General features: G+C 69.1%; 20 protein-coding genes. 10 read left to right on the top strand and 10 right to left on the bottom strand.

Features of this window, described 5'->3' with window-relative positions:
• Positions 1-274 precede the first annotated feature (274 nt).
• Entirely contained in the window at positions 275-2077 is a 1803-nt protein-coding gene (locus tag STRTU_RS21210; protein WP_159745168.1) for an ABC-F family ATP-binding cassette domain-containing protein, read from the top strand.
• A 217-nt stretch (positions 2078-2294) separates the two neighbouring features.
• Here the strand turns inward: STRTU_RS21210 and STRTU_RS21215 are convergent, their stop codons facing one another.
• From STRTU_RS21215 to STRTU_RS21230, 5 genes are all read right to left on the bottom strand, one after another.
• Positions 2295-2942 (bottom strand): hypothetical protein, encoded by a 648-nt coding sequence (locus tag STRTU_RS21215; protein ID WP_159745170.1) that lies wholly within the window; start codon positions 2940-2942, stop codon positions 2295-2297.
• A gap of 618 nt (positions 2943-3560) precedes the next feature.
• Positions 3561-3923, bottom strand: coding sequence for a DUF6086 family protein (locus STRTU_RS36190; RefSeq protein WP_371873636.1), 363 nt, complete (start codon positions 3921-3923; stop codon positions 3561-3563).
• Positions 3923-8710 carry a putative T7SS-secreted protein gene (locus STRTU_RS21220; protein WP_159745172.1) on the bottom strand — a complete coding sequence of 1596 codons (4788 nt, stop codon included), beginning with the start codon at positions 8708-8710 and terminating at the stop codon, positions 3923-3925. The genes STRTU_RS36190 and STRTU_RS21220 overlap by 1 nt, the downstream gene beginning before the upstream one ends.
• Positions 8707-9330: a hypothetical protein gene (locus STRTU_RS21225; RefSeq protein WP_246240986.1), complete on the bottom strand. Its 624-nt coding sequence runs from the start codon at positions 9328-9330 to the stop codon at positions 8707-8709. Before STRTU_RS21225 ends, STRTU_RS21220 begins: the two co-directional genes overlap by 4 nt.
• A complete protein-coding gene (locus STRTU_RS21230) occupies positions 9331-9747 on the bottom strand; it encodes an SseB family protein (protein ID WP_159745174.1) in 417 nt (138 codons plus the stop codon).
• 547 nt (positions 9748-10294) lie between these two features.
• Here STRTU_RS21230 and STRTU_RS21235 point away from each other — a divergent pair.
• A complete protein-coding gene (locus STRTU_RS21235; protein ID WP_159745176.1) occupies positions 10295-11017 on the top strand; it encodes a response regulator transcription factor in 723 nt (240 codons plus the stop codon).
• A 174-nt stretch (positions 11018-11191) separates the two neighbouring features.
• On the opposite strand, the gene STRTU_RS21240 is transcribed toward STRTU_RS21235, so the two are convergent.
• Together STRTU_RS21240 and STRTU_RS21245 are read right to left on the bottom strand one after the other, a co-directional pair.
• The gene (locus tag STRTU_RS21240) at positions 11192-11491 is read right to left on the bottom strand and encodes a hypothetical protein (RefSeq protein ID WP_159745178.1); all 300 of its coding nucleotides are present in this window, start codon (positions 11489-11491) and stop codon (positions 11192-11194) included.
• A gap of 28 nt (positions 11492-11519) precedes the next feature.
• On the bottom strand, positions 11520-13190 hold the full coding sequence (locus tag STRTU_RS21245) for a sodium:solute symporter family protein (protein ID WP_159745180.1): 1671 nt from the start codon (positions 13188-13190) through the stop codon (positions 11520-11522).
• Between the two features lie 225 nt (positions 13191-13415).
• On the opposite strand from STRTU_RS21245, the gene galT reads away from it, so the two are divergent.
• The 4 genes from galT to STRTU_RS21265 all read left to right on the top strand — a co-directional run bounded on the left by galT (position 13416) and on the right by STRTU_RS21265 (position 17811).
• Complete coding sequence (gene galT, locus STRTU_RS21250; protein WP_159745182.1) at positions 13416-14510, top strand: galactose-1-phosphate uridylyltransferase; 1095 nt, start codon at positions 13416-13418, stop codon at positions 14508-14510.
• Entirely contained in the window at positions 14507-15526 is a 1020-nt protein-coding gene (gene galE, locus STRTU_RS21255; RefSeq protein WP_159745184.1) for a UDP-glucose 4-epimerase GalE, read from the top strand. Before galT ends, galE begins: the two co-directional genes overlap by 4 nt.
• Positions 15527-15549: 23 nt before the next feature.
• On the top strand, positions 15550-16746 hold the full coding sequence (galK, locus tag STRTU_RS21260; protein WP_159745186.1) for a galactokinase: 1197 nt from the start codon (positions 15550-15552) through the stop codon (positions 16744-16746).
• 270 nt (positions 16747-17016) lie between these two features.
• Entirely contained in the window at positions 17017-17811 is a 795-nt protein-coding gene (locus tag STRTU_RS21265; RefSeq protein ID WP_159745188.1) for a response regulator transcription factor, read from the top strand.
• A gap of 63 nt (positions 17812-17874) precedes the next feature.
• Here the strand turns inward: STRTU_RS21265 and STRTU_RS21270 are convergent, their stop codons facing one another.
• Positions 17875-19194 carry a helix-turn-helix domain-containing protein gene (locus STRTU_RS21270; protein ID WP_246240989.1) on the bottom strand — a complete coding sequence of 440 codons (1320 nt, stop codon included), beginning with the start codon at positions 19192-19194 and terminating at the stop codon, positions 17875-17877.
• 220 nt (positions 19195-19414) lie between these two features.
• On the opposite strand from STRTU_RS21270, the gene STRTU_RS21275 reads away from it, so the two are divergent.
• Genes STRTU_RS21275 through STRTU_RS21290 form a run of 4 tightly spaced genes read left to right on the top strand, consistent with a single transcriptional unit; the run spans position 19415 to position 23677 of the window.
• Positions 19415-21322 (top strand): nucleotidyltransferase domain-containing protein, encoded by a 1908-nt coding sequence (locus STRTU_RS21275; RefSeq protein WP_159745190.1) that lies wholly within the window; start codon positions 19415-19417, stop codon positions 21320-21322.
• On the top strand, positions 21319-22437 hold the full coding sequence (locus tag STRTU_RS21280; RefSeq protein WP_159745192.1) for a hypothetical protein: 1119 nt from the start codon (positions 21319-21321) through the stop codon (positions 22435-22437). The genes STRTU_RS21275 and STRTU_RS21280 overlap by 4 nt, the downstream gene beginning before the upstream one ends.
• Entirely contained in the window at positions 22418-23209 is a 792-nt protein-coding gene (locus tag STRTU_RS21285) for an SDR family NAD(P)-dependent oxidoreductase (protein WP_159745194.1), read from the top strand. Before STRTU_RS21280 ends, STRTU_RS21285 begins: the two co-directional genes overlap by 20 nt.
• A 30-nt stretch (positions 23210-23239) precedes the next feature.
• A complete protein-coding gene (locus STRTU_RS21290) occupies positions 23240-23677 on the top strand; it encodes an NUDIX hydrolase (RefSeq protein WP_159745196.1) in 438 nt (145 codons plus the stop codon).
• A 23-nt stretch (positions 23678-23700) separates the two neighbouring features.
• On the opposite strand, the gene STRTU_RS21295 is transcribed toward STRTU_RS21290, so the two are convergent.
• Together STRTU_RS21295 and STRTU_RS21300 are read right to left on the bottom strand one after the other, a co-directional pair.
• Positions 23701-25713 (bottom strand): beta-galactosidase, encoded by a 2013-nt coding sequence (locus tag STRTU_RS21295; RefSeq protein WP_159745198.1) that lies wholly within the window; start codon positions 25711-25713, stop codon positions 23701-23703.
• A gap of 69 nt (positions 25714-25782) precedes the next feature.
• On the bottom strand, positions 25783-26577 hold the full coding sequence (locus tag STRTU_RS21300; RefSeq protein WP_159745200.1) for an SDR family NAD(P)-dependent oxidoreductase: 795 nt from the start codon (positions 26575-26577) through the stop codon (positions 25783-25785).
• Between the last annotated feature and the right edge of the window lie 163 nt (positions 26578-26740).

The raw sequence follows: 26740 nt of genomic DNA on the forward strand, positions 1-26740 counted from the left end.
CCGCCCGCAGCCCCCGCCATCAGTACGGATACTCAGCTCCGGGCGGGCCGCATACCCATCCCGGGCGGGCCGCGTCTCCATCCCGAGCGGGCCCCGGCCCCACCCGAGCCGACCGTAGCCCCACCCGAGTGGACTCCATCCCCATCCCGGACGGGCCCCAGCACGCCACCCCCCGAGCGGCCTCCCCTCCCCACCCGACCGGCTCCCCTCCCCCCGCCGACTAGGCTGGGAAGGTCGCCCGATGTGAACCGCAGGGATGAAACGCAGGAGTGAGATGGCCGTCAACCTCGTCAATCTGGAAGCCGTCGGCAAGGTGTACGGAACCCGTGCCCTGCTCGACGGTGTCTCGCTCGGCGTCAACGAGGGGGACCGGATCGGCGTCGTCGGACGCAACGGGGACGGCAAGACCACCCTGATCCGGATCCTCGCCAAGCTGGAGGACACCGACAACGGCCGGGTCACCCACAACGGCGGGCTGCGCCTCGGCGTCCTCACCCAGCACGACTCCCTCGACCCGGCCGCCACCATCCGGCACGAGGTCATCGGCGATCTCGCCGACCACGAGTGGGCCGGCAACGCCAAGATCCGCGACGTACTCACCGGCCTCTTCGGCGATCTGCACCTGCCCGGCTTCACCCAGGGCCTGGACACCGTCATCGGCCCGCTCTCCGGCGGGGAGCGCCGCCGTATCGCGCTCGCCAAGCTGCTGATCGCCGAACAGGACCTGATCGTCCTCGACGAGCCCACCAACCACCTCGACGTCGAGGGCATCTCCTGGCTGGCCCGCCACCTCCGGGCCCGCCGCTCCGCCCTCGTCGTCGTCACCCACGACCGCTGGTTCCTCGACCAGGTCTGTACGCGGATGTGGGACGTCCAGCGCGGCGATGTCCATGAGTACGAGGGCGGCTACAGCGACTACGTCTTCGCGCGGGCCGAGCGCGAGCGGATCGCCGCCACCGAAGAGGCCAAGCGGCAGAACCTGATGCGCAAGGAGCTTGCCTGGCTGCGGCGCGGCGCCCCGGCCCGTACGAGCAAGCCCCGCTTCCGCATCGAGGCCGCCAACGAGCTGATCGCGGACGTCCCGCCGCCGCGCGACAACGCCGAGCTGATGAAGTTCGCCAGCTCGCGCCTCGGCAAGACCGTCTTCGAGCTGAAGGACGTCAGCGTCCAGGCCGGGCCGAAGGTCCTCCTCAAGCACCTGACCTGGCAGCTGGGCCCCGGCGACCGGATCGGCCTGGTGGGCGTCAACGGCGCCGGCAAGACCTCGCTGCTGCGGGCGCTGGCCGAGGCGGCCCGTACGCAGGGCGACGCGCAGCCGGTGGCCGGCCGGATCACCGTCGGCAAGACCGTCAAGCTGGCCTACCTCTCCCAGGAGGTCGGCGAACTCCCCCCGACGCTGCGGGTGTTGGAGGCCGTCCAGCAGGTGCGCGAGCGGGTCGACCTGGGCAAGGGGCGGGAGATGACCGCCGGCCAGCTCTGCGAGAAGTTCGGCTTCACGAAGGAGAAGCAGTGGACGCCGGTCGGCGACCTCTCCGGCGGTGAACGCCGCCGCCTGCAGATCCTGCGCCTCCTGATGGACGAGCCCAACGTCCTCTTCCTCGACGAGCCCACCAACGACCTCGACATCGAGACCCTCACCCAGCTCGAAGACCTCCTCGACGGCTGGCCCGGCTCCCTCATCGTCATCAGCCACGACCGCTACTTCATCGAGCGCACCACCGACCGCGTCCACGCCCTACTCGGCGACGCCACCCTCCGCATGCTCCCGCGCGGCCTGGACGAGTACCTGGAACGCCGCCAGCAGGTCATCGACGCCGCCACCCCGGCCCCCGCCCCACAGACCGCAACGGCCCCCAAGAAGGCCGCCGCGGTCAACCGCGCCGCCCAGAAGGAACTCCAAAAGATCGAGCGCCAGTTGGACAAGCTCGGCACCAAGGAAACCACCCTCCACACCCAAATCGCCGAGAACGCGACGGACTTCGAAAAGGTCGCCGGCCTCGACGCCCAACTCCGCGAACTGACCGCGGAGAAGGAGGAGTTGGAGATGCGGTGGCTGGAGTTGGCTGAGGAGGCGTAGGGGGAGTCGGGAGCGTAGGGGCGGGCGCTCGGAGACGGGCGCTCGATGACGGGCGGGACGCTACTGACCTCTAGAGCGACGCCGGTCGCCGTACGGTCACCGCGGCGCATCGACGTGGTGACCGTACGGCGCTCAGCGTCGCTCCGGGAGTTGCTCCGCGCGCAGCGCTGAGCTGAGGGGTCCGACTACAGCAGATTGCAACAAGTTGCAGGGCGAATCACAGCGGTTTCCTGACCTCACCGCGAATCTTGCCCGCCTTATCGGCGAATTCCTGAAGGTCTACGGAACGCGGATCCTTCGACAGCGCCGAAGCATCGGTTTCGACGACATTCCCGCTCGTACTGGAATCAGCCCAGACGCAGAACGGCATTGTCACCTTCTGCCCCATATCTGTCTTCACATCCACACCACACGTGAGCGGATCTCCACCCCCACTGGGCGTGAACTCCTCATCCATCACGACGGCTTCCGTCTTACCATCCCGCGTCATCCCACGGATGGTGTGGTCGACGGCCTTCTCGGGATCATCAATGACCCCGTAGAGCCCCAGCATCACCAGCGACTTGGTCCCGGACGAGTACTGCCCGCCCACTGCCTTGACGCCGTGAGCGCCGGCCCCGTCTTGCGGCACCGCATCGCTGGCCTGCTGGGATATGTCCTTGGCGAGCTTGTACTCCCCACCCGCCAGCGTCTTCGGCACCGTAATCCGGTACTTCGGCCCCGCGTCGGCCCCGCCGGACGAACTCCCTCCACCCCGGATCCCCGCATTCGACGCCACCGTCCCCAACACCAGCACCCCGGCGATAGCCCCAAGAATCCCCCACGCTTTCCCGGCCTTCGACTTGGGCGGTATGGGCGGGGGCATGCCTGGCCCCCCATACCCAAAGGGGGGCGCCTGCTGCGGCATCCCGTAGGGGCCGGGCTGTTGGCCGTACGGCGCCGGTCCGGCGGGGTGGGGCTGCTGTCCGTAGGGCGCGGCTCCGCCGGGTCCGGGGTGAGCCTGCTGCCCATACGGCCCCGGCCCGCCAGGAGCGCCCCCGGGCGGATACCCGCCCGGCTGTCCGGGCTGCGGCATCCCTTGCGGAGCACCGTAACCGGGCGCTTGCCCGTAACCACCTGGCGGCTGTTGTGGAGTGGTCATTTATCCCTTTCCCCTCTATGGCACGGACGAAATCCCGAACGGGGACTTTTTGAGGAATCTGGCTTCACCCGAGGCTCGCTTTCCAATAATGCGTCGACAACTTCCGGCGACTGGTAGCGCATGCGTCGTCGGCATTGACATGCCGCGTCGCGATCTTAGGGTGGCGCGGCACGACCTGAACACGTGATGGTTTGGCGAGAGTTGACGAAGCATGAGCAGGGGGGCTCCTGCCGTCGGCGCCCAGGGATGGTGGGATTATGGCGCATGCCAGGGCCTGTTCACGGGGCTGATCGCGAATTCTTGGAGGGTGTTATTGTGATGAGTTCGAGTCGTTGGTGAGTGCTACCCCAGTGGCATGTTTCTAGCAAGCTCGGAAATTCGTTCCTTTCCGAATGCTTCCATGTCGCGCACGGAAATAATCCGAGTTTCGGAGCGCTCCAAGAGGACAAGGCAGATGCTCGCCACGCCTTCTAGGAGTATCCTCAATGCGGGATTAGCTGTATCTCTGTGTCGATGGATCAAAATGGTCGTGAATTGGAGAAAATCCCCCTTGTTGATCTCGCATTCATCGTCGACGATTGGCCCGATCCCCGTTTTCTGGTCAAGTAGTTTGGATAGGGCGAGCGCCTGTCCGATGAAGGCATTTGCTACCAGATTGGAAGGATTCCATACGTCTCGGTCATCGATCCGGAAAAAGCAACTCATTAACTATTCCACCTGATCCTCACGTCGACGCCGGGGTTACTTCCACGCCAGGTTTGCACGGCCTCCTCCACTGCTGCCCTGAATGCTGGTGTCGCCCCTGGTTCTGTAAAATGGAGGCCGATCGGGGAGTCTTCCCACCCGGGTAGATGGCTTCTTGCTCTGAGGTACGAGTCAAGCTTCTTGAGAACATGCTTGTCAGTCCATGGCTCAACCTTCATATTCGGGTTTTGCCCCGTTGCGGTCTTTTCTTCCCAGAGTACTCCATTCTCGATCTTGTCGATATCTGTGATGGTGTCCGACCAGTCGTGAGGGTTATCGACGATGTAGTTCGTGTCTCCTTCAATCGGCGGCCGGTGCCGATTGGTGACCCCGTCTCCAGGATCGCAGTCGAGTCCGAGTGGGTCGATCCATGTGTGGGGATTGAGGACGTACGATGCCGGGTTCGGTGCAGGGGATAGTCCCAACGGGTCGGGGCTAATGTACCGCGCGGTGGCGGGGTCGTAGTGTCGGTGGAAATTGTAATGAAGCTGCGTCTCGGGATCGAAATATTGACCGGGGAAACGCAGAGGTGTGTACCCGTCGGCATGGGTGTTCCAGGTGGTGGCCCCCCAAAGGCTACTCTGTGCGCGCCAAGCGAGGGAGCCGCCTTCATTTACGAGTTCGGTGGGGGAGCCTACAAGGTCGGTGATAATAGCAAAGAAGCGCCGGTCGATGATGTTTTGTGGGGAATGCGACAGGTCTGTGGATTTAATTTCACTCTGAGTCAGTGGACTCATTCCATTGTGATCCCAGGTGAGGGTGATGTTCTGTGAAGACCCTGCGCAGTGGGAGTTTTGTTCGGCGATCTTGGGGCCGTCCCAGGTAAAGTCTGTTTGCTCCGCTATTTCCGATGTGCCGGTCGCGAGGCGTTGTTTGGATATTCGACGGCCGGATGGGTCGTAGAGGTAGCGCCAGATCGTTCCGTCAGGTGTCGTGACGCTGATGAGCCGGTCTTCTGTGTTCCAGGTGTAGTACCAGGTGTCGGGCTTGCGTGAAAGACGGGTCTTTTGGCGGAGCGAAGCGCGGCCGAGGGAATCGTATTCGTAGCGGATGGCGCCGGCTTGGGTGACGCGCGTGCCCGTGTAGGTGCGGTCCCCTCGGGCTGAAGGGTTGGCATGGCGGTCGGGCCAGGTGGCGCGGGTTTGGTTGCCGGCTTTGTCGTAGGCGTAGGTTTCGGTCCAATTGTTGGCGTGGACGGCAGTGACACGACCGGCGTGGTCGAGGTCGAAGGTGCGGCGCCCGGTGTGGGAATCCTCAATGGCGCTCAGGTTGCCGTCGGGTCGGTAGGTGTAGCCCCGGTGGAGGAGCATTGCCTCGTTGACGGCAAGGTTTGGCGCAGGGGCTACGCCTGGTGGGGCCTGCACGGTCTCAGCACCTGTGCTGGTGAGAGTGCGGGTGGCGAGGCGGCCAGTCGGATCCCACGTGTGGGTGAGGGCGAGGTTGTCGCCAATGGCGCGAGTGTGTTCTTGTCCTGCGACGTCGTGATCGAAGGTGAGGATATGGCCGGCGACGTCCATGGCGGTCCGGTTGCCGGCGGCGTCGTAGGTGTACCGGGTGGTGTGGCCGGTGGGGGTGGTGCGGGAGGTGCGGCGGCTCAAGGCGTCGTAGGTGAACGTCATGGTGCGGCCGTTGACTGTTTCGGTAGTGACTAGGCCGAGGACATCTCGGGTGTAGGTGACGCTGGCGTCGGGGTTTGCCGCTTGGAGGAGATTGCCGTTGGTGTCGTGGGTGTAGGTGGTCATCAGGCCCGCGGCGTTCTTCTCGGTGATGCGGCCGAGGGTGTCGCGCCGGTAGGTGGTGACCTCGCCGAGCGCGTTGCTGCGGGAGGCCAGTTGCCCTGCGGCGTCATGGGCGTAGGCGAGGACGCGGTCGTCGAAGTCGGTCTCGGATATGAGGCGACCGGCTCCGTCGTACGCATAGTTCCAGGTCAGGCCCTGGGGATTGGTTACCTGGGTGAGGCGGAGTTCGGTGTCGTGGGTGAACTCGTGGCGGACGCCGTCGGGGGCGGTTCGGGCCGTGAGGAGGTCGAAGTGAGTGTATTCGTAGCGGGTGGTCTGGCCGATGGCGTCGGTGTGGGTGAGGCGGTTGCCTTCGCCGTCGTAGGTCCACTCCTCGGTGGCGCCGGTGGCGTCGATTCGGGCAGCTAGCTTTCCTTCCACCGTCCACACCATGTGCGTCGTCTCGCCGAGGGGGTCCGTGACCGAGGTGGTGCGGCCGAAGGCGTCACGGCGGTAGTGGGTCACCGCGCCGAGGGGGTCGGTGACCGAGATCGGCAGGCCGGCCTTGTCGCAGTAGAGGTGGGTGGTGTTGCCCAAGGCGTCGGTGACGGCGGCGATGTGGCCGCGCTCGTCGTGGGTGTAGGTGGTGGTGGCTCCGGCAGGGTCCGTGGTCGAGGTCCGGTTGCCGTGGGCGTTGTACGTGTGGCGCCAGGTGGTGCCGTCCGGGCCGGTGACGGCCAGCGGGTTGCCGTCGGCGTCGTAGGTCGTGGTGGAGCGGCTGCCGTCGGGGAGGACGACGCTCAGCGGGCGGCCCTCGTCGTCGTAGTCGATGTGGGTGGTGCGGCCCAGGGGGTCGGTTGTCGACAGGACGCGGTGTTTGGTGTCGCGGACGGTGCGGGTGGTGGCGCCGGTGGGGTCGGTGGTCGCGATGATCTGGTGGCGTTCGTTGACCAGGTAAGTCGTGAGCTCGCCGAGGGAGTTGTGGTGGAGATTGGTGCGCAGTCCGGTGACGGGGTCGGGGGCGCCCCAGGAGAAGGCGCCGCGCAGGTGTCCTGCGATGCCGCTCTGTGAGGTGCAGCGGTCCTGGTCGTCGTAGACGTAGGTGTAGCTGCTGTTGTTGGTGTCGGTCCAGGACGTGATCCGGCCGTGGTCGTCGTAGGTGAAGCGGAGGGGCAGGCCGGAGGAGTTGGTGGTGGTGATGAGATTGCCGGCGTCGTCGTAGCCGTACGTCATCAGCAACTGGTCGGAGCCATCGGGAGCCGCGCCGGCCAGGTGGAGGGCGGTGATGCGGCCCTCGTCGGTCGTCAGCAGGAGGCGGTAGCCGGCGCTGTGGGTGATGGCGGTGGGGGTGCCGTCTTCGGTGTAGTCGAAGGTTTGGTGGTTGCCGCGGCGGTCGGATATCTCGTCGAGGACGGCGAGGTTTTCGGTGTAGGTGGTGAAGTAGCGGCGGATGCCGGTGTGGGGGTCGGTAAGGAGGTAGTCGCCGTCCGGGGTGAGTTCGAGCGGGGCACCGTCGCCCTCGGCCGGCAGGGTGGGGACGCCGACGGCGGGGTGGGGGTAGAGGTGGAAATCGCCCTCTTCGCCGATGAGGATGACGCCTTCGGAGTCGATCTCCAGGCGCTGGTCGACGGTGGACATCCAGGTCGGGCCGAACCAGCGGCCTTGGCGGTAGGACGACTCGAAAGTGCGGGTGAAGGAGAGGGGGAGGCTGCCGGGGAGGGTGATGTCGGTCTGCGGCAGGATCATGCGGCCGGTGGCCATGTCGATGGGGTCGCTGCCGAAGGTCTTGCACCAGGCGATGCGAGCACGGTCCCAGACAGTGATCTTGCCGCCGTTGTTGGCGGCGTGCCGTGCCCAGCCCTTCGTGATGTTCTTCGCTCCGGCCCGTAGACCGCCCTTGGCCAGGCCGCCTGCGCCCTTGCCACCGAACACGTTGACGACCATCGATGTACCGGCATCCAACGGGTCGCTGCCCCAGCCGGAGCCGAGCATGCCCTTCGCGCTGTCGATGGGGTGGAGCGGGGCCTGGGCAAGGCCCATGAGGGTGGTGGAGGCGTGCGAGAGGTACTGCCAGGGGTGGGTGATGTTGTAGGGGTCCATCGGGTTGACCGTCCGGACCAGCTTGAGGGTCCCGGCTGCGGCCTTGAGGGCACCGCCGGCCAGATGCACGTTCGACAGGAGGAATGCTTCGCCGCCGTCCTTGAGCGCCGCGCCTGCCAGCTGCGTCAACGCGGGCTTGTCAGGGGCGTGGGCCAGGGCGCTCTTGATGGCGTTACGGGCCCGCCCCGCAGCTTCGTTGCGCTGGGTGCGGGCGTTCTTGAGCATGTCCTGGGCCGCCTCGCGGCCCTCGGTGCCGGGGTCTTTGAACGCGACCGGCTTCTGCGGCTGGGCGCCCGGGTCCTCGCCCCGGTCGACGGCGGTGTTGTACGAGTCGACCTTCGCGTTGAAGGTATCGACCTTGGTCTTGTACGCCTCGATGGCCCGCCGGGTGGCCTCCAGCGCCTTGCGATACTTGTCGATCGCGTCGCCGGCCTTGCCCTGTGCCCAGGACACCGTCTCCGCGTAGGACTTCAGCGCCTTCGAGGCGTCGTCGCAGGCATCGGCGGCGTGCATCCACTGCTTGGGATGCATATCGAACGCCTCGCGGAACGCGTCCGCCGCCATGCCGCTCCAGTGCTGGCCCGAGCCGATCTTGCGCATCCCGTCGGCGACCCGGTCGAAGGCCGTCGAGAAGTCCTTGAGGTGGGACGCCGTCTCGTTGATCTTCTCCACGTCGCCGTGGATGAGCTCCTTGGGGTCTTCCGTCTCGCCCAGTTGGCGTTCGTCGACGTGGGCTCCCAGGGCGCCGGCAACGTCGGCGCCGGCAGAGCGGACGGCGTGTCCGGCGTCGTCGAGACCGGCCGCCTCCAGGGCGTCACCGGTCAGGTCGGCGCCATGCTCGACCAGCTCACCGGCACCGCGTTCGACTGCCCCCGTGAACTTGCTCGCGCCTTCGCCTACGGCGTTGACGGCATCCCCGACCCAGCTCACTTGTTCTTACCCCCCTGGCCCTGCGCACCCTTCGGCTCGTGGAACTCCGTCTTGACCTCGCCGGGGTCGTCGAAGGGGTGGCTGGCACGCTCGGGGATCGACTGGAAGTCCGAGGCGACTTGGTCAGCCGTCTGCAGCATCTCTGCTTGTGCGTCGATCGAGTCCTTGGATGTCGGATCGAAGTCCGCGTTCGCGACTTGGGAGAAGGGGTTGTCGGCGCCGATTTCGCTCCAGGAGGTCTTGTGCAGCTGCTCCGCGGTCTTGGACGGGTCGCCCATGGACGCATTCACCGTCTGCTTCAGCGCGTCCGAGACGTACTGCTCCTGCTCGTAGTACATGCCGGCGGTAATTCCGAGCTTCTTGGAGAATTCGTTGGCGTCCTGCATCAACGTGCGTACGCCCCAGCCCCAGCGGTCACAGAAGGAGTCGAGCACAGCGGCCAGGCCGTCGTCGCCGCATTCCATGCTGTCCAGGGACAAACGGTCGAAACCGCGCCCCATTTGGGCCTCCATATCAAAGCCCAGCTCTTTGAGTTCGGCCGTTGCGGCCTTGATGCCCTTGGTGAGCCGCTCAAAAGCCTCGGGTTCGAGTCGGTAACCGCTTCCGTTGATCAGGCCCATTTATTCTTCCCCTTTGTGCGCTACGTCCGAACTGCCGCCCGTTGGTGCGTCCACCGCTGCGCTGTCCGGAACGATTCCGGCCACCGGAGGGAAGAGCGCGCCTTGCTCGCTGCCCGCGTCCAGGGCCACCCCCGCAGGGCCCTCGCAGGCAGGAATCAGCACGTCAAGGACCCGGGCGCCGGACGCGGTCACATACCGCCACTCCGTCCCGGGCTCGCTGCCGCGGGAGAGGGCGAAGCGGGACAGGGCGTCTTCGTCGGTGAACGCGTACAACCAGCGGATGCCATCCAACTCCGCTGACATGAGGGTGTCGTTGACCGTAGGGATCAAGACATGCGTACGGCGGAATTCCCCCACCAAAGCGGCTGGATCTGGTTGCCCTGCATGAAGTGCTGCCACCTCGTCGGTCAATGACATACCGGGCCGGACCCCTCCCCGAGGTTCTGTTCAACTACCGAAAGAATTTTCGCATACGGCACTGACAGCGCCCTTGGTGACACTCGCGGCGAAAACCGGCAGACTGTCCTTTTTGGATTCAACAAAGGGGGTGGGGTGCGTAGTTCGGTTCGGCCCGGGAGCGGCGGCCTGCGCCTTCCCGTCTTTGCGCGCCGCCGAAAGGGCGCAGTAGTACATGCCGTCGCTCAACTTGCTGGCTAAACAGTCCTGTTGTCTCGGCGACTCGTCGGGTTCGGCAGGTCAGGCCCCGCGACGGTCAGCGCACCGCCCAACGGCGGACGCTGAAGGCGCACTTCCTCTGGACGCGGCGGTGTCGCCGCAGCCCCTACTCCCGCCCCCACCCGTCGAAACCACGCCAACCGGCCCCGAATGGCCGGGATTCCAGCATTCCGGGGGGCTTCTTCCCGGTAGGGGGCGCGCTATCGGGGCCGAGCGTGTAGCTTCCCGGGGACAAGCGGCCCGGCCGGGGGGTCGCGCCGGGGCCCGCCGGGGTGGAGGGGGTTGCTCGATGGGCGTGCGGCTCATGGTGGTCGACGATCATCGTCTGCTCGCGGAGGCGCTCGCCTCGGCGCTGAAATTGCGCGGGCACCGGGTGCTGGCGGCGGCCGCGCCGAGTGCGGGGGCCGCGGAGCTGGTGGTGAGCAGGGCGCCCGAGGTGTGTCTGCTGGGTACCGCGGCGCCGGCCCGGCCCGGGGTGTTCGACCCGGTCGTACGGATCAAGAAGGAGCGGCCGCAGGTCGCGGTGGTGGTGCTGGGGCCGGTGCCCAGCCCGCGCGGGATCGCTGCCGCTTTTGCCGCCGGGGCGTCCGGTTACGTCCGTAACGATGAGCGGATCGAGGGTGTGGAGCGCGCCATGATGAAGGCGCGGGCGGGGGAGTCGGCGGTGTCGCCGCAGCTGTTGCAGCAGGCTTTCGAGGAGCTGCTGCATCCCGCGGCGCAGCCGGACGACGAGGGGGCGCGGCTGCTGGAGCTGCTCACCCCGCGCGAGGTCGAGGTGCTGATGCGGGTCGCGGACGGCGAGGACACCCGGCTGATCGCGGCGGGGATGGATATCGCGCCGAGTACGGCGAGGACGCATGTTCAGCGGGTGCTGATGAAGCTGGAGGTCGGCTCCCGGTTGGAGGCCGCCGCGCTGGCCGCGCGTACGGGGCTGCTGGAGCGGGCGGGCGGCCGGGGCGCGCTCGGTGGGCCGACGGGACCGGAGGACGATCCGGCGCCGTCGACGCGGTAACAGGTAACAGGTAACAGCGTTCGGTGGGTGCCGGGTGCCGGGTGCCGGGTGCCGGGTGCCGGGTGCCGGGTGCCGGGTGCCGGGTTGGCGTTGGCCTAGTTGGGCCGACGGGACCGGACGCCCCGGCCCCCGGCACCCGCCGCCCCGGCCCCCCGCCGCCCCACTAACCACGCCTCACGCCCCCCCATCCCCCTCCTCCGCCAGCTCCTCCGCCGTAGGCGGCACCGCGGGGCGCAGCTGCTGCCATATGAGGAAGAAGAGGCCGAGGGCGAGCATGCCCAGGCCCGTCCAGAGGTTGATGTTGATGTTCTGGGCCTTCTTGAGGTCCGCGTCGGTCGCCATTACGCCGGCGATGGTGACGATGACGCCGTAGACGGCGAACAGGCCGCCGATGATGCGCCGTACGTCGAAGAGCCGCGCGGCCGTCGCCGACTCGCGCTCCAGCTCCTCGACTTCGTGCTGGTAGTCACTCATGGTGCGTCAACTCCGCTGTTCAGGCAGGTCAGAAGGAGAACGGGACGTAGCAGAGGGCGGCGAGGACGACTGCGCTCCAGCCCAGCAGGGCCGGCTTGCGGTACCAGGCGTCGTCGCCCTCGGCCGGCAGTTCGGCCATGCCGGGGGACCTCGTGCCGTAGACCAGACCGGCCAGCGATTCGGCGGACTTGGGCTCGGTGCACAGGGTGACCACGAACATCACGAGCGCGCCGACGATGAAGGCGACGATGGAGGAGACGAAGTTGGCGCCCTGGTCGGAGGGGATCGCGATGATGCCCTGCTTGTAGAGCCAGAAGTAGTTGACCATCGCGGCCGCGGTGCCGGAGAGCAGCCCCCAGAAGCCGGCCGCGGCGCTGGTCCGCTTCCAGAACATGCCGATGATGAAGACCACGAACAGGGGCACGTTGAAGAAGGAGAAGAGGGTCTGGAGGTAGTTCATGATGTTGCTGAAGGACGAGGCGATGAAGGCCGTGCCCATGCCGATCAGCACGCCGACGGCGGTGACGATCCGGCCCGTCTTCAGGTAGTGCGCGTCCTCGCGGCCCTTCTTCAGGTACGCGGCCCAGATGTCGTTGGTGAAGACCGTGTTGAAGGACGAGACGTTGGCGGCCATACCGGCCATGAAGGCGGCGAGGAGGCCGGTGACGGCGATGCCCAGGACGCCGTTGGGCAGCAGGTCGCGCATCAGGACCGGTATCGCGTCGTTGTACTGGAGGCCGTCCTTGGACTTGCCCAGGCTCGGCTCCATGACCAGCGCGATCAGCCCGGGGACGACCACCACCAGCGGGATGAAGATCTTGGGGAAGGCGGCGATCAGCGGGGTCCGCTTGGCCGCGGAGAGGTTCTTCGCGGACAGCGCGCGCTGCACCTCGGCGAAGTTGGTGGTCCAGTAGCCGAAGCTCATCACGAAGCCCAGGCCGAGGACGATGGTGAGCCAGTTGGCGCCGAGCGGGTTGCCCTCGCCGATGCCGGTGCCCTTCCAGGCGGTCAGGAAGGCGTCACCGTGCGAGGAGCTGAGCGAGTCGGTCAGGCCGTCCCAGCCCCCGACGCGCTTGAGGCCGACGATCGTCAGCGGGATCAGCGCGGCCAGGATGACGAAGAACTGCAGCACCTCGTTGTAGATCGCCGAGGAGAGTCCGCCGATGGTGATGTACGCCAGGACGAAGAAGCCGGCGACGACGATCGCGATCCACTGCGGCCAGCCGAGCAGCGCCTGCAGCACGATCGCCATGGCGTACAGGTTCACGCCCGCGATCAGCACGGACGAGACGGCGAAGATGACCGAGCTGAGCAGGTGCGAGGAGGGGCCGAAGCGGTGCAGCAGGAACTCGGGCACCGAGCGGACCTTGGAGCCGTAGTAGAACGGCATCATCACCAGGCCGAGGAAGACCATCGCCGGGATGGCGCCGATCCAGTACCAGTGGACGGTGTAGGCGCCGTACTGCGCACCGTTGGCGGCCATACCGAGGATTTCGGTGGCGCCGAGGTTGGCGGCGACGAACGCGAGACCGGTGACCCAGGCAGGCAGTGACCGCCCGGAGAGGAAGAAGTCCAGGCTCGTCTTCACGCTGCGTTTGGCCGCGAATCCGATGCCGAGGACGACGATGAAGTAGAGGGCCAGGATCGTGTAATCGAGCCCGTTGGTAGGGAGCCGGAGCCCCTCGGCCAAGGTGATCATGGTGGGAACTCGCTTCTCTGCGCGATCGGAACGCACAGAAAGCTACGCCCGGCTCTTCAGAAACTGAATACTTTTGTTTAGTTGAGTTGTTCATTCGTGATGGGGGTTGTCGATATGTCGCAGATGTCCCCGTGGGCCCGTGATGAGTCGCGCACATTGACGCCGCTGTTTAGTTGTGCTTCATTGTGTTTGTTTGTGTTGGGTCGGCGTGTATGAGGGAGCTCCGTGAAGAAGACCACGACCCGGCTGGCGGACGGCCGCGAGCTCATCTACTACGACCTGCGGGACGACGCCGTACGCGGTGAGCGCGACGCCCGCCCCCTCGACCCCGTCGCCACCGCCGCCGAGATCCGCCACGACCGGCTCCTCGGCGACTCCGTCGCCATCGCCTCCCACCGCCAGGCCCGCACCTACCACCCCCCGGCCGACGAATGCCCGCTGTGCCCCTCCCGGCACGGCCGGCTCTCCGAGATCCCCGCGCCCGACTACGACGTCGCCGTCTTCGAGAACCGCTTCCCCTCCCTCGCCGGTGACAGCGGCCGCTGCGAGGTCGTCTGCTTCACCCCCGACCACGACGCCTCGTTCGCCGACCTCACCGAGGAGCAGGCCGCCCTGGTCCTGGAGGCCTGGACCGACCGCACCGCGGAACTCTCCCAACTCCCGGGCGTGGCACAGGTCTTCTGCTTCGAGAACCGCGGTGCGGAGATCGGCGTCACCCTCGGCCATCCGCACGGCCAGATCTACGCGTACCCCTTCATCACCCCGCGCACCGAGCGCATGCTCAGCTCGCTCGCCGCGCACCACGAGGCCACCGGCCGCAACCTCTTCGACGACATGGTCGCCGACGAGCTGGCCGACGGCCGCCGGATCGTCCTGGACGGCGAGCACTGGGTGGCCTTCGTCCCGTACGCCGCCCACTGGCCCTATGAGGTGCACCTCTACCCCAAGCGCCGGGTCCCCGACCTGCTCGCCCTCGACGACGCCGCGCGCACAGAATTCCCGCAGATCTACCTGGAAGTCCTGCGGCGCTTCGACCGGATTTTCGTCGGGCGGGACGGTGGGAAAGAAGGGGAGGGGACGAGCCGGGGGCCCCGTACGGCCGACACCTCCCGTACGCCGTACATCGCCGGCTGGCACCAGGCGCCGCCGCGCGCCGAGCACCGCGGCGATTTCGCCCTTCACCTTGAGCTTTTCACCATCCGACGTACTTCCGGCAAGCTGAAGTTTCTCGCGGGTTCCGAATCCGGCATGAACGTGTTCATCAATGACGTGCCGCCGGAGGCCGCGGCCGAGCGACTGCGAGAGGTAGCGAGCGAGTGAGCAAGAAGTACCTGGTCACCGGTGGTGCGGGATACGTCGGCAGCGTCGTCGCGGCACATCTGCTGCAGGCCGGCCACGAGGTGACCGTGCTGGACGACCTGTCCACCGGCCACCGCGAGGGCGTCCCCGCCGGTGTCCACTTCATCGAGGGCCGCATCCAGGACGCGGCGAAGTGGCTCGACCCCTCCTATGACGCGGTGCTGCACTTCGCCGCGTTCTCCCAGGTCGGCGAGTCCGTCGTGAACCCCGAGAAGTACTGGCGCAACAACGTCGGCGGCACCATGGACCTGCTCGCCGCGATGCGCGACGCCGGTGTCCGCACCCTCGTCTTCTCCTCCACCGCCGCCACCTACGGCGAGCCGAAGGCGACCCCGATCACCGAGTCCGCCGAGACCGCGCCCACCAGCCCGTACGGCGCCAGCAAGCTCGCCGTCGACCACATGATCAGCGGCGAGGCCGCCGCCCACGGCCTGGCCGCCGTCTCCCTGCGCTACTTCAACGTCGCCGGTGCCTACGGCAGCTGCGGCGAGCGCCACGACCCCGAGTCGCATCTGATCCCGCTCGTCCTCCAGGTCGCCCAGGGCAAGCGCGAGGCGATCTCCGTCTACGGCGAGGACTACCCCACCCCCGACGGCACCTGCGTCCGCGACTACATCCACGTCGCCGACCTCGCCGAGGCCCACCTCCTCGCCCTCGACGCTGCCAGCCCCTCTCCCGCCACCACCCCGGCAGGAGGCGCTTCGCGCCGCCGTGTCAATCCGGGCGAGCACCTGATCTGCAACCTCGGCAACGGCAACGGCTTCTCCGTCCGCGAGGTCATCGAGACCGTCCGCAAGGTCACCGGGCACCCCATCCCGGAGGTCGCCGCCCCGCGCCGCGGCGGCGACCCCGCCGTGCTGGTGGCCTCCGCGCAGACCGCCGTCGACCGGCTCGGCTGGCGGCCCAGCCGCGCCGACCTGGCCGGCATCGTCACCGACGCCTGGCAGTTCGCGCAGCACCGCGACCGGACGAACTGAACCCACCGCACAAAGGAGTCCTGATGGCCGCACACGGAGCCGTCGCCCCGGCCACCGGGCGCACGCACCGCGCCCAGCACACCGCCGCGCAGTTCACCGCGGTGTACGGCGCCGCCCCCACGGGCATCTGGGCAGCGCCCGGCCGGGCCAACCTGATCGGTGAACACACCGATTACAACGACGGTTTCGTGATGCCGCTCGCCCTCCCGCACACCACCCTCGCCGCCGCCTCGGCCCGCACCGACGGGGTGCTGCGGCTGCACTCCGGCGGCGCCGACGGCGGCATCGTCGAACTCCGCGTCGACGAGCTGCGCCCGGCACCCCACGGAGGCTGGGCCGCCTACCCCGCCGGTGTCGTCTGGGCGATGCGGGAGGCCGGTCTGCCCGTAGGCGGCGCGGATCTGCACTACGAGAGCACGGTGCCCACCGGCGCCGGACTCTCCTCCTCCGCCGCCCTGGAGGTCGTCACCGCGCTCGCCCTCAACGACCTGTACGCGCTCGGCCAGGAGCCGCAGCGGCTGGCGCAGCTCGCCCAGCGGGCCGAGAACGCCTTCGTCGGCATGCCCTGCGGAATCATGGACCAGACCGCCGCGGCCTGCTGCACCGCGGGCCACGCCCTGTTCCTGGACACCCGCGACCTCACCCGGCGGCAGGTCCCGTTCGACCTGGCGGGGGAGGGGCTGCGGCTCCTCGTGGTCGACACCCGGGTGCAGCACGAGCTGGGGGACGGCGCATACGCGGAGCGGCGCGCCGGCTGCGAACGGGGTGCGCGGGCGCTCGGGGTGCGTGCCCTGCGCGATGTGCCGTACGCGCATCTGCCCGAGGCACTGGCCAAGCTGGCCGACGACCCCGTCGTGCAGGCCCTCGTCCGGCACATCGTCACCGAGAACCACCGCGTCGAAGAGGTCATGGCCTGCCTTGACGCGGGCCGCACCCGCGCCCTCGGCCCGCTGCTGACGGCCGGCCACGCCTCGCTCCGCGATGACTTCAAGATCTCCTGCCGGGAACTCGATCTCGCCGTCGACACCGCCCAGGCGGCGGGCGCCCTCGGGGCCCGGATGACCGGCGGCGGCTTCGGCGGCTCGGCCATCGTGCTCGTCGAGGAGGCGGACGCCGCGGCCGTCGGCACGGCGGTCACCGAGGCGTTCGCGGCGGCCGGGTACGCCACCCCGCGGATCTTCGAGGCCATCGCGAGCGCGGGGGCGCACCGCGTCGCGTAGGGCGCGCCGGACGGCGTGAAGCCACCGGAGCGGCGCTGAATTCCCCGCCCTGCGAAGCAGTTTCGTCAATCACCTTCCCTCGTCGCACCCCGTCCGTACGCTGGGAACCCGCACCGGTGGGGGCCGGTGCCGATCAGGGGGCGAGACCGTTCGGGTACGGCGCCCGGGGTGGGGTGGCGATGTCGGCACGGCGGCGGCCGTGCGGCTGAGGCGATCTTCAATCCGGGCGCCGTGCCCGCTATGGTCCGTTCACCGAGACAGGGGGTCTCTGTGCAACGCATCCGGGTTCTGGTGGTCGACGACCACCGCATCTTCGCCGAATCCCTGGCGGCCGCGCTCGCCGCGGAACAGGACGTGGACGTCGCGGCCGCGGGCAGCGCCCCCGCTGCCCTGCGCAATCTGGACCGCGCGGCCACCGACGGCCGCCGCTTCGACGTGCTGCTCGCCGACGCCGACCTCGCCGCGCCGCTGCTCGCGGTGCCCGCGCAGGGAGCCGCCCGCGACGCCGTCCCGCGGGAGGCCGTGCCGCGCGCCGCCCCACGGGACGGCATCGCGCTGGTCTCCGGCCTGCGCACCAGCCATCCGTATCTGCGCACCGTCGTCCTCGCCGACCGCGACGACCCGCGCCGCGCGGCCGCCGCCCTGCAGGCCGGGGCCTCCGGCTGGGTCGCCAAGGACTGCTCGCTGTCCCGGCTGCTCGCCGTCATCCGCGGGGTGCTCCGCGACGAGACGCATCTGCCGCCCGCCCTGCTGACCGGCGTCCTGCGGGAGTTGACGGCCGCCCGCAAGCACCGTTCGGAGAGCGAACGGCTGGTGGAGTCGCTGACCCCGCGCGAGCGGGAGGTGCTGCGCTGCATGGTGGCGGGCCTGGGCCGCAAGGCGGTCGCCGAGCGGCTGTTCCTCTCGCCGCACACGGTCCGTACCCATATGCAGAACGTCCTCGGCAAGCTCGGGGTGCACTCCACCCTCGCGGCGGTGGCGCTGGCCCGCCGGGCCGGGGTGGGGCCGGTGGAGCTGGAGACGGCGGCGGCGCCGGGGTCGGTGACCTCGCTGCCGGTGCCGTGACGGGGCGGGGCGCGTGTACGGGCTGACCGCCTTGGGGAGACCCCGCGCCGCGGCGCTGATGCGTCAGCCGACGAACCGGGCTGCCCGCTCGCGGAGTTCCTGGGCCTCTGGGAAGCCGCTGTAGCGCCGGAGGCGTACGCGCATGTCCTGGAGGGCGGCCTGGACCTTCACGGAGCGGATGCCGTCCGCGCAGTCGAGGAAGTCCCGCCAGGTCACCAGGGCGCCGTCGACATCGCCTTGGCGGAGCCGTACGCCGCCCAGGTCGGCCAGGACGATGGCGCGGGTGCGGCGGCGGTCGAGGCCGTGGATGTCGAGGGCGAGGTGGAGGTGCTCCTCGGCGGCGTCGAGGTCGCCGAGGCGGGAGAGGATCATGCCGGATTCGTGGGCCCATCGGCCGGGGGAGTAGTGGGCTGCCCAGGAGTCGCCGCCCGCGGTGACCGGCTTCCCGATAGCGGTTTCGGCCATGGCGAGGTGCCTGGTGGCCATGCGGCGGTCGTCGTCCTGGGCTGCGGCGTTGGCGAGGGTGGCCTCGTAGTAGGCGATGGCGCGCGGGTTGTCGAGGTGGCGGCCGTAGTCCACGCAGGCTTCGCCGAGCTGGACGGCCTCGGCTCGGTAGCCCAGGTCGACGCACTGCACAGCGAGCCCTCGGAGGGCAGTGGCGGACAGTTCCGGATCGCCTGCTTCGGCGGCCAGGCGGAAGGAGTGCGCGTAATAGCTCTGGGCGAGCCCGCGCAGTTCGGGGGTGTCGCCTTCGTCCTGGGCCATCCAGCCGGCGAGGTGCACCAGTTGGGAAGTGGCGGCGAACAGCTCGCGGCCGGTGGCCTCGGTGAACCTGCCCTCCAGCCAGGGAGCGACGTCCTGGGTGAGGTAGCGGACGGCGAGGTGGCGGGCGTGGCCGCCGCCGAGTTCGGAGGCCGAGTCGCCGAGCGTCTTCACCATGTGGCGCACCGCCGCCACTTCGCCTCGGCCGACGCGCAGGCTGCCGGGAGAGGCGCTTCTGGTCCTCCGGGTGACGCTGTCCATGTCGGGCAGGTCGAGGGCGGACAGGGCGTATCCGCTGGATGCGACGATGAAGTTCCGGCGGTCCACGTCGCTCCTTCCCAGATGTAGGACTGAGGCCACGGTATCGGTGTGGAGTGCTGCCGGCATGGCCTCGGGAAGGTTGATCGTCTCCGGATCCAGTCCCAGCACCTGGGCGATGTACGGCCACCAGTGATCAGGGGTGCGCTCGCCCTCGATCCAGCGCCGGGCGTGCTGTCGCTGCAGACGGCGCGGATCGCCGCTCTCAGCAAGGCCGAGGGCGCGTGCCAACTCCGAGGGTCCCCAGCCACGTTCCTGGCACGCTTGCTTGATCAGATCCGCGACGGCCGGGTTCTTCGGCACCCCGTCACCCTCCCCACCTGGATTACGCGGGATTACGCAGGACTACATCCTGGGCCCTGTCCCGGGACCGTGGATCGCCGTTCACTGAACATCACCCCTTGGATCTCCTCATGGCTCGAACAGGCCCTGACGTCCTCCGACGGGGCAAGCCGTTCCCCGAGGCAGACACGACAGCACCTCGCCGACACGCGTGCTCTGCACAACCTGTGAAGGGAAGCTGATGATCAGCCAGCTCAAGAGCGATACGCAGCTCCATCCCGTGTCGGTCGCGTTCAGCGGCCCCGACAACACCGGGAAGACCAAGCAGATCGGAATCCTTGCCCGCCGCATGGGCGCCAGCGCCACCTCGGCGGGGCCCCTCGACCACTACGACCGGCGGTGGGCCGCCATCAAGGCCGATGGCATGAGCCGCTGGTGGTTCGAGACCGGACCGGTCCAGGAGGTCTCCGATGTCCTCGCCACCTCTTACCTGGAGCGCTCCCGCCATCCGTTCTCGGCACCGGTGCGGCTCCTCGACCGGGGCATCCCGATGCTGGCGGCATCCGTCGCGGCCACCGTCGCCGTCCGGGAGAACCTGGCCGCTCCGCAGGCCGCTGACCGTGCCCGCTGCCTCCTGGCCCCATACGAAACCGATCTCCAGACCGCGGAAGCTAGCGAACGCGCCCTCCTGCTCCTGCACTGCGAGGACGCCGAGGAAGGCACGCGCCGGAGCCTGTCCCACGAGGCCGGTGTCACCGACATCTACGCGGCCTATCAGCGCGCCCTCCACGAGCAGATCAACTGGCTCGCTGCGGAGGGCCGGTTCGTCATGACAACGCACATCGGCGACCGGCCGACCGTCAGCGTCCAGGACGAGGTCCGCCGGCTCCTGGCTCCTCTGCACCCCGCGATCCCCGGCCGGGCGATGGCAGGCGTGCACGTCACCGCGCTCGGTGGCATGTCGGAGAGCGGCAAGAGCACGGCCGGTGAGTACTTACGGACGCACCACGGGTACGCCCGCCTCAAGATCGGCTACCTGATCCAGGACGCGGCCACCCGGGCGGGCATCGCGGACCCGTACCGGCTGGACCCGGTCGTACAGGCGGAGCTGATCGTGGACGCCCTGGACCGGTACTGCGAGGCACATCACTTCCTCGATTACGTCAGCATCGAGTCGCTGCACGGCTTCGACTCGACGGCTGAACTCGCCAGAATGCTCGGGTCCCAGCTCACCATCGCCTACCTGGAAGCCTCCGCAGCCGTCCGCGCACAGCGTGGCACCGCAGGCGCACAGGACGTCGCCGACCGCGACGTGGTCAAGAGCGCTCGGAGTGCGGACAAGATCGCCTCCATCGCCCAGGAGGTCATCGGCAACGATGGGCCGCGCCTGGAGCTGGAGCGAAGGCTGGACCGCATGGCGCTGGCCCACAAGTGGGCTGACCGGCAGCCGAGCACCATGCCGGTCAACGCGCTGGGCCTGCCGGTACATCTGGAGTCCTATCTCTCCGAACTCCTCGACCGCCTAACCGCGCCGCGCCCGTTGATCGACCTGCTGGCCGTAACCGGCAGCGGTGCCCGTGGCAAGTACCAGCACGGCTGGAGCGACCTCGACGTGTTCGTTGTCGCCGGGGTCGACTCCCTGGACGGGATGCGGCGCGTGCTGGCCGACCTGGAAGCCGAACTCGGCGGCGTCAAACTCGGGCTGACCGTGCTGACCCGGGCGGAATGCCGGGCAGGAGCCGTCACCTCCAGGCTCCTGCACGTCCTCGCGCTCATCGGAAGCGGTGGCCTCATCCCCTTGTGGTGCGCTGCCGGGCTCGCCCTGCCCGCCCCGGACGCGGATACCGACATCGACGTGAGCCTGCACGACGGAATCCAGGCCGCCATCGAGATCCGCCGCCAGCTCCTGAAGGGTTCGCCCGACCTCCGCGAGCTCTACAAGGTCACCGCACTCCTGGCGAAGATCCAACTGCGGTTCAGTGGAATCGAGTGCCCCTCCGACAACGACGCCCTGCGGGTACTCGTCGAAGCCGGGCACCACGACACGAGCATGGCCGCAGCGGCCCGTACCGAACGGGCTGCCGCCGAGGAGCTGGCCATGGTCGTCCTGCGGAACTGGCTGGCCACTCTCCCCGGGGACATGACGTGAGCGCGAGCAATCGGCCAAGGGCGTCGAACACGGCCACCTTCTACAAGGAGGCCACGACCCGTGAGGCGGCCGAAGCCGAAGCCAGGGGCTGGACGAAGCTCGTCTCCCGTCTCCAGGTCCCGGACCTGCGGGGGCGTCCGTCGCTGCCGGACCGGCACCTGCTGGCGTACGAGGACGTCTTCGCCAGCGCACGATGCGATCTGCTGCTCGGCGACGTGATCGCGCTGGCTGACCGCGACCCGGCCGTGCTGCCGCGCCTGGCCCGCCTCGTAGACGGCGTCTGCCAAGACCTTCGCGCCGCGGCCGCTGAAACCGGGGAGGTGGTCCCCCTCGCCGATTGCGTGCCCGCCCTCTACCTCGACCGCATCCGCCCCGGCGGCCGGCTCGACCGCTGGTACCTGCTGCGAGACCTGCCGCTCACCCTGCCTCACACCGATATGACTCTCACCGTCCGGGAGTTGGCCGACTACTCCGTCACCGCCAACGGCCGACCGCTCACGCTGGATGTCGCCGCCAGCATTGACAGCGCCCGCCACGCCCTCGTCCCCGATCGGCGTTGGCTTGCCGGCCTGACGCAGGGCGACCCCACCGAACCCAACATCGCCGACCCGCTGTGCTGGCTCGACTTCGAATGCGCCGGCCGCAACACCGCCGCAGGCGACGCCGCCAACTTTCTCTGGTACCTCATGGCCATGGGCGGCTGGCTCGTCCCTCGCTACCAGCCCGACGTCTACGCCCGCACCCTGCACCTGGCCCTGCCGGCGCGGACCAGCCCTCGCATCGACCATCTGGAACTGCACGCCACCGCCCGGCACATCGACATCCGGTATTCCTGGAACATGGGCCCCGGCCGCCACGCCGCCGTCAAAGGAGCGCTGCACGGACTCTGCGACCAAGGCGGCATCGGCATGGACGAACTCCATGCCTTTCTCGCCCTTCGCATCCTCGGCGTCATCCCGGCCGGCCGGCTGACCGGACACGACCTGCTGCTCGTCCTGATCAAGCTCGCCGAGAGCCAGGACCCCGCAGTCAGTCTCGATGCCTTCTTCACCACCGCACCGGCCCCTCATTCCGACCCCGGCGAACGGAGCCGCAATGTCCCTGCCCCTGCTTGAAGCCCCACTCCAGGCCCGGCCGCTGCAAGGCCGGACCGCGCTCGTCACGGGCGGGGCCACCGGAATCGGCGCCGAGATCGGCCGAACACTCGCCGCTGCCGGAGCCGTCGTGGTCATCAACCACCTCGGTCAGGAGCGGGAGGTGCAGGCTCTCCTCGCCACCTTCGACCGCGGCGGAATCCCGGGGTTCGCGATCAACGCCGACCTGACCGATCCCGACGCCGTCCATGCGATGACCGACCGGGTCCGTGCGGAGGCGGGGCCGATCGACATCCTCGTGAACAACGCCGGGGCCTACCCCCGAGTCCCATGGCGGGACACCGATGAGGACGCCTGGAACTACTCCCTTGATGTGAACCTCACCGCCCACTACCGCGCGTGCCACGCGGTGACCCCCGGCATGGTCGAACGCCGCTGGGGCCGGATCGTGAACATCGGCAGCGTCAACGCCCGCGCGGGCCGGATCAACCTCGTCGCGTACAGCACCGCGAAGGCCGGCCTCCTGGGCCTCACCCGTTCCCTCGCGCGTGAGCTGGGCCCGTACGGGGTCTGCGTCAACACGGTCCTGCCCGGCGCCATCCAAGTCGAGGCCGAGACCGTCATCCCCGCCCGCCACCGGGCCAACCCGAAGGGCCAGATCAACCGCCAGTGCGTTCCCCGCCGTGGACGGCCCGACGACGTGGCGGCCCTGGTGGCGTTTCTCGTGGGGCCCACCGCATCGTTCATCACGGGACAATCCATTCATGTCGACGGCGGCTGGCTGCTGCACTGAGACCGTCAACAAGCAAGGAGACAGAGTCACATGACCGAACGAGTCCGAGCCGTCCTCGTCACCGCGGACGACACGATGCTGGTCATCCGCCGCACCAAGCCCGGCGTCCCCGTGTACTGGGTGCTGCCCGGCGGCGGCGTCGAAGCGCATGACGAGTCCCGGGAGGCCGCCCTCCACCGGGAGATCCACGAGGAGATCGCGGGCAAGGCAGACATCATCCGCCTCCTGCACACGCTGGAGACCGTGGGCGAGCGCCAGCTCTTCTATCTCGCCCGCATCGCGACGTGGTCCTTCGAAGACCGCACCGGCCCCGAGTTCAATGCCGAGGGCCGGGGCGAGTACGCGCTGGAGGAGGTCCCGCTGACCGTCGAGGGAATCGACGAAATCGACCTCAAGCCGGAGGAGATCGCCCACGTCCTGCGGGGCGCCATCGCTGAGGGAACCCTCGGCACTGAGACTACGGCCTGACCTGCGAGTACGCGTGCATGCACCTAGTAGGGCTCCGTCAGCACGGCCACGCCCCGTGGCCCCAGGGTGATGCGGTCGGCGGCCCCCGCCTCGGCCCCGGCCCCGGCCGCCCCGTCCGCCGCGAGTGCATCCCGCATCGGTACCGGCAGCCCGACCTCGACGGCCGCCGCCCCGTGGTTGAGCAGGAAGACATAGCGTCCGCCGGTGCCCTCGCGGACGGTGGCCTGGACGCCCGGCGGCAGGCCCGGCAGTACGGGCACCGCACCGGCCACCGCGCGGACCTCGTCCAGCAGCGTCCGCATCAGCGCAGGTTCGAGCCGGGTGCCGAGGTACCAGACCGTGCCGCGCCCGTAGGAGTGCCGGGTCACCGCGGGCCGGCCGGCCAGCTCCCCGTCCGTGAAGCGGGCGATCGCCTCGGCCCCTTCGAGGTCGAGGGCCTCCGTCCAGAGGTCCGCGCGTCCCGTGTGAGCCCCACCGCCGACCGCCACCGACCGGCCCGCGTCCAGCGGCCAGAACTCCTCAACCCGCAGCCCCAGCAGCTCGCGCAGCGGCGCCGGGTACCCGCCGGGGTGCACCCGGTCGTGCTCGTCGACGATCCCGGAGAAGAACGACACCAGCAGCTGCCCGCCGTCGCGGACGTAGGCGGCCAGCCGCTCGGCGTCCGGCGCGGTGAGCAGATACAGGTTGGGCGCCACGACCAGCCGGTAGCCGGACAGGTCACGCCGCGGCGGCAGCACATCGCAGGCCACCCCCGCCTCGAACAGCGGCCGGTAGTGATCCAGCGCGATACGGGAGTGGTCCAGCGCGGTCGACGGTTTGGAGTCCAGCTCCAGCGCCCACCAGCTGTGCCAGTCCGCCAGCAGCGCCACCTCGGCCCGCGAACGGGTCCCCTCGATCCCCGGAAGCGCCGCCAACTCCCGCCCCAACTCCGTGACTTCATGGAAGATCCGGGTGTCGGTCCCGCCGTGCGGCAGCATCGCCGAGTGGAACTTCTCCGCGCCGCCCAGCGACTGCCGCCACTGGAAGAACAGCACCGCGTCCGCCCCCTGGGCGACGGCCTGCCAGCTCCACAGCCGCATCGCGCCGGGCGGCTTGGGGCCGTTGCGGGGCCGCCAGTTGACCGCGCCCGGCGCCTGTTCCAGCAGCATCCAGGGCTGCCCGGAGCGCGCCGAGCGCATCAGGTCGAAGACATAGCCGGCCCGGATGTGGTCCTCGGGCACCTGCGGGTCCTGGTAGAAGTCCAGCGCCATCGCGTCCATATGGGCCGCCCAGGCGAAGGCGTCCACCGGCTTGTGCTGCGGCATCAGATTGGTGGTGGCCGGAATGCCCGGGGTGACGCGTTCCAGCACCGCCTTTTCGGCCAGATAGCAGGCCCGCAGCGCCTCGTCACCGAAGCGCAGATAGTCCAGCTGCTGGGCGGGGTTGGGGAAGGTGGGCGCGGTCCGGGGCGGCAGCACCTCGTCGAAATCGCCGTACGCCTGTGACCAGAAGGCCGTCGACCAGGCGGAGTTGAGCGCGTCGACGCTCCCGTACCGCTCGCGCAGCCAGCGCCGGAAGTCGGCGGCCGACACCTCGCAGTAGCAGTGGCGGGTGTGGCAGCCGTACTCGTTGCCGATGTGCCACATGGCGAGCGCGGGATGGCCGGCGTAACGGGTGGCGAGCTGTTCGACGAGGCGTACGGCGTGCGCGCGGTAGACGGGGCTGGAGGGGCAGTAGTGCTGCCGGGCGCCGGGCCAGCGGCGCCGCCCGTCGGCGTCCTCGGGCAGGATCTCGGGGTGCGCGCGGGAGAGCCACGGTGGTGGAGAGGCGGTCATGGTCGCCAGACAGACGGCGACACCGGCCCCCGCCAGCCCGTCCATGACCCGGTCGAACCAGCCGAAGTCCCAGTCCCCGGGCCGGGGTTCGACCTTGGCCCAGGAGAAGATCCCGGCGGTGACCATGGTGACACGGGCCGCCTTCATCAGCTTCAGATCCTCGGCCCACACCTCCTCGGGCCACTGCTCGGGGTTGTAGTCGCCGCCGAAATGGATGCCCATGGATCCCCCTACGGATCGAAGCCCGGACGGGGCGCCGCGGCCCCGCCGTCAGCGGGCACAGCTCACGCCTCACGAGGAGTTCTTGTACACGCTCCAGCCACCGTCGACGACGAGGCTCGCGCCGGTGACGAAGGACGCCTCGGGGGAGAGCAGAAAGGCGATGGCCGCGGCGACCTCCTCGGGCCGCCCCAGCCGCCGCGCCGCCGTCTCCGCGGCGCTGGCCTGCCGTTCCTCCTCGCCGATCCCGTCCCAGGCCGCGGTCAGCACGGGTCCCGGCAGCACGCAGTTGACCCGCACCTCCGGCCCGTACTCGACGGCCAGTTGACGGCCCAGACCGGTCAGTCCGGCCTTCGCCGCGGCATAGGCGGGCCGCCCCGGCAGCCCGACCAGGGCATGCACCGACGAGGTCAGCACCACCGCACCGCCGCGCGCCCGCAGATCCGCCAGGACGGCCCGTACGCCGAGGAACGAACCGGTGAGATTGACCGCGAGCTGCCGTTCCCAGTCCGCCAGCGGGGTACGGTCGGCGGCCGCCGCACCCGGCACGAAAGCGTTGCTGACCAGCCCGTCCACCGGGCCGTAGCGCCGCCGCGCCGCCTCGACGGCCCGCCGCCAGTCGTCCTCGCCCGCCACATCGCAGTGCTCGTACGAGGCATGGCCGCCGGCCGCCCGGATGCGCCGTGCGGTGTGCTCACCGCGCGCGTCGTCGATGTCCAGCAGCAGCACCCCGGCGCCCTCGGCCGCCAGCCGGTCGGCGGTGGCCGCCCCGATCCCGGCGGCGGCCCCGGTCACCAGGACCGTACGTCCCTCGAACCGCCTGCCGTACGGGCCGTTCGCCGGATGCGATACGCGCTGCTGGCTCATGGCGCGATCCAAGCCCACGGGGTGAGCGGTGGGCAAGGGGACAGGGGAGGAGAGGGGCGCATGGGAATTCAGGGGGCGCACGCGAACTTCATGGGCGCCGCCAAATGCGGTGCGCCGAACGGTGGTGCGCCGGGGCGGGGAGCCCTTGCGGGCGCGCCTGGGT

Source organism: Streptomyces tubercidicus (assembly GCF_027497495.1).
GTDB lineage: Bacteria > Actinomycetota > Actinomycetes > Streptomycetales > Streptomycetaceae > Streptomyces > Streptomyces tubercidicus.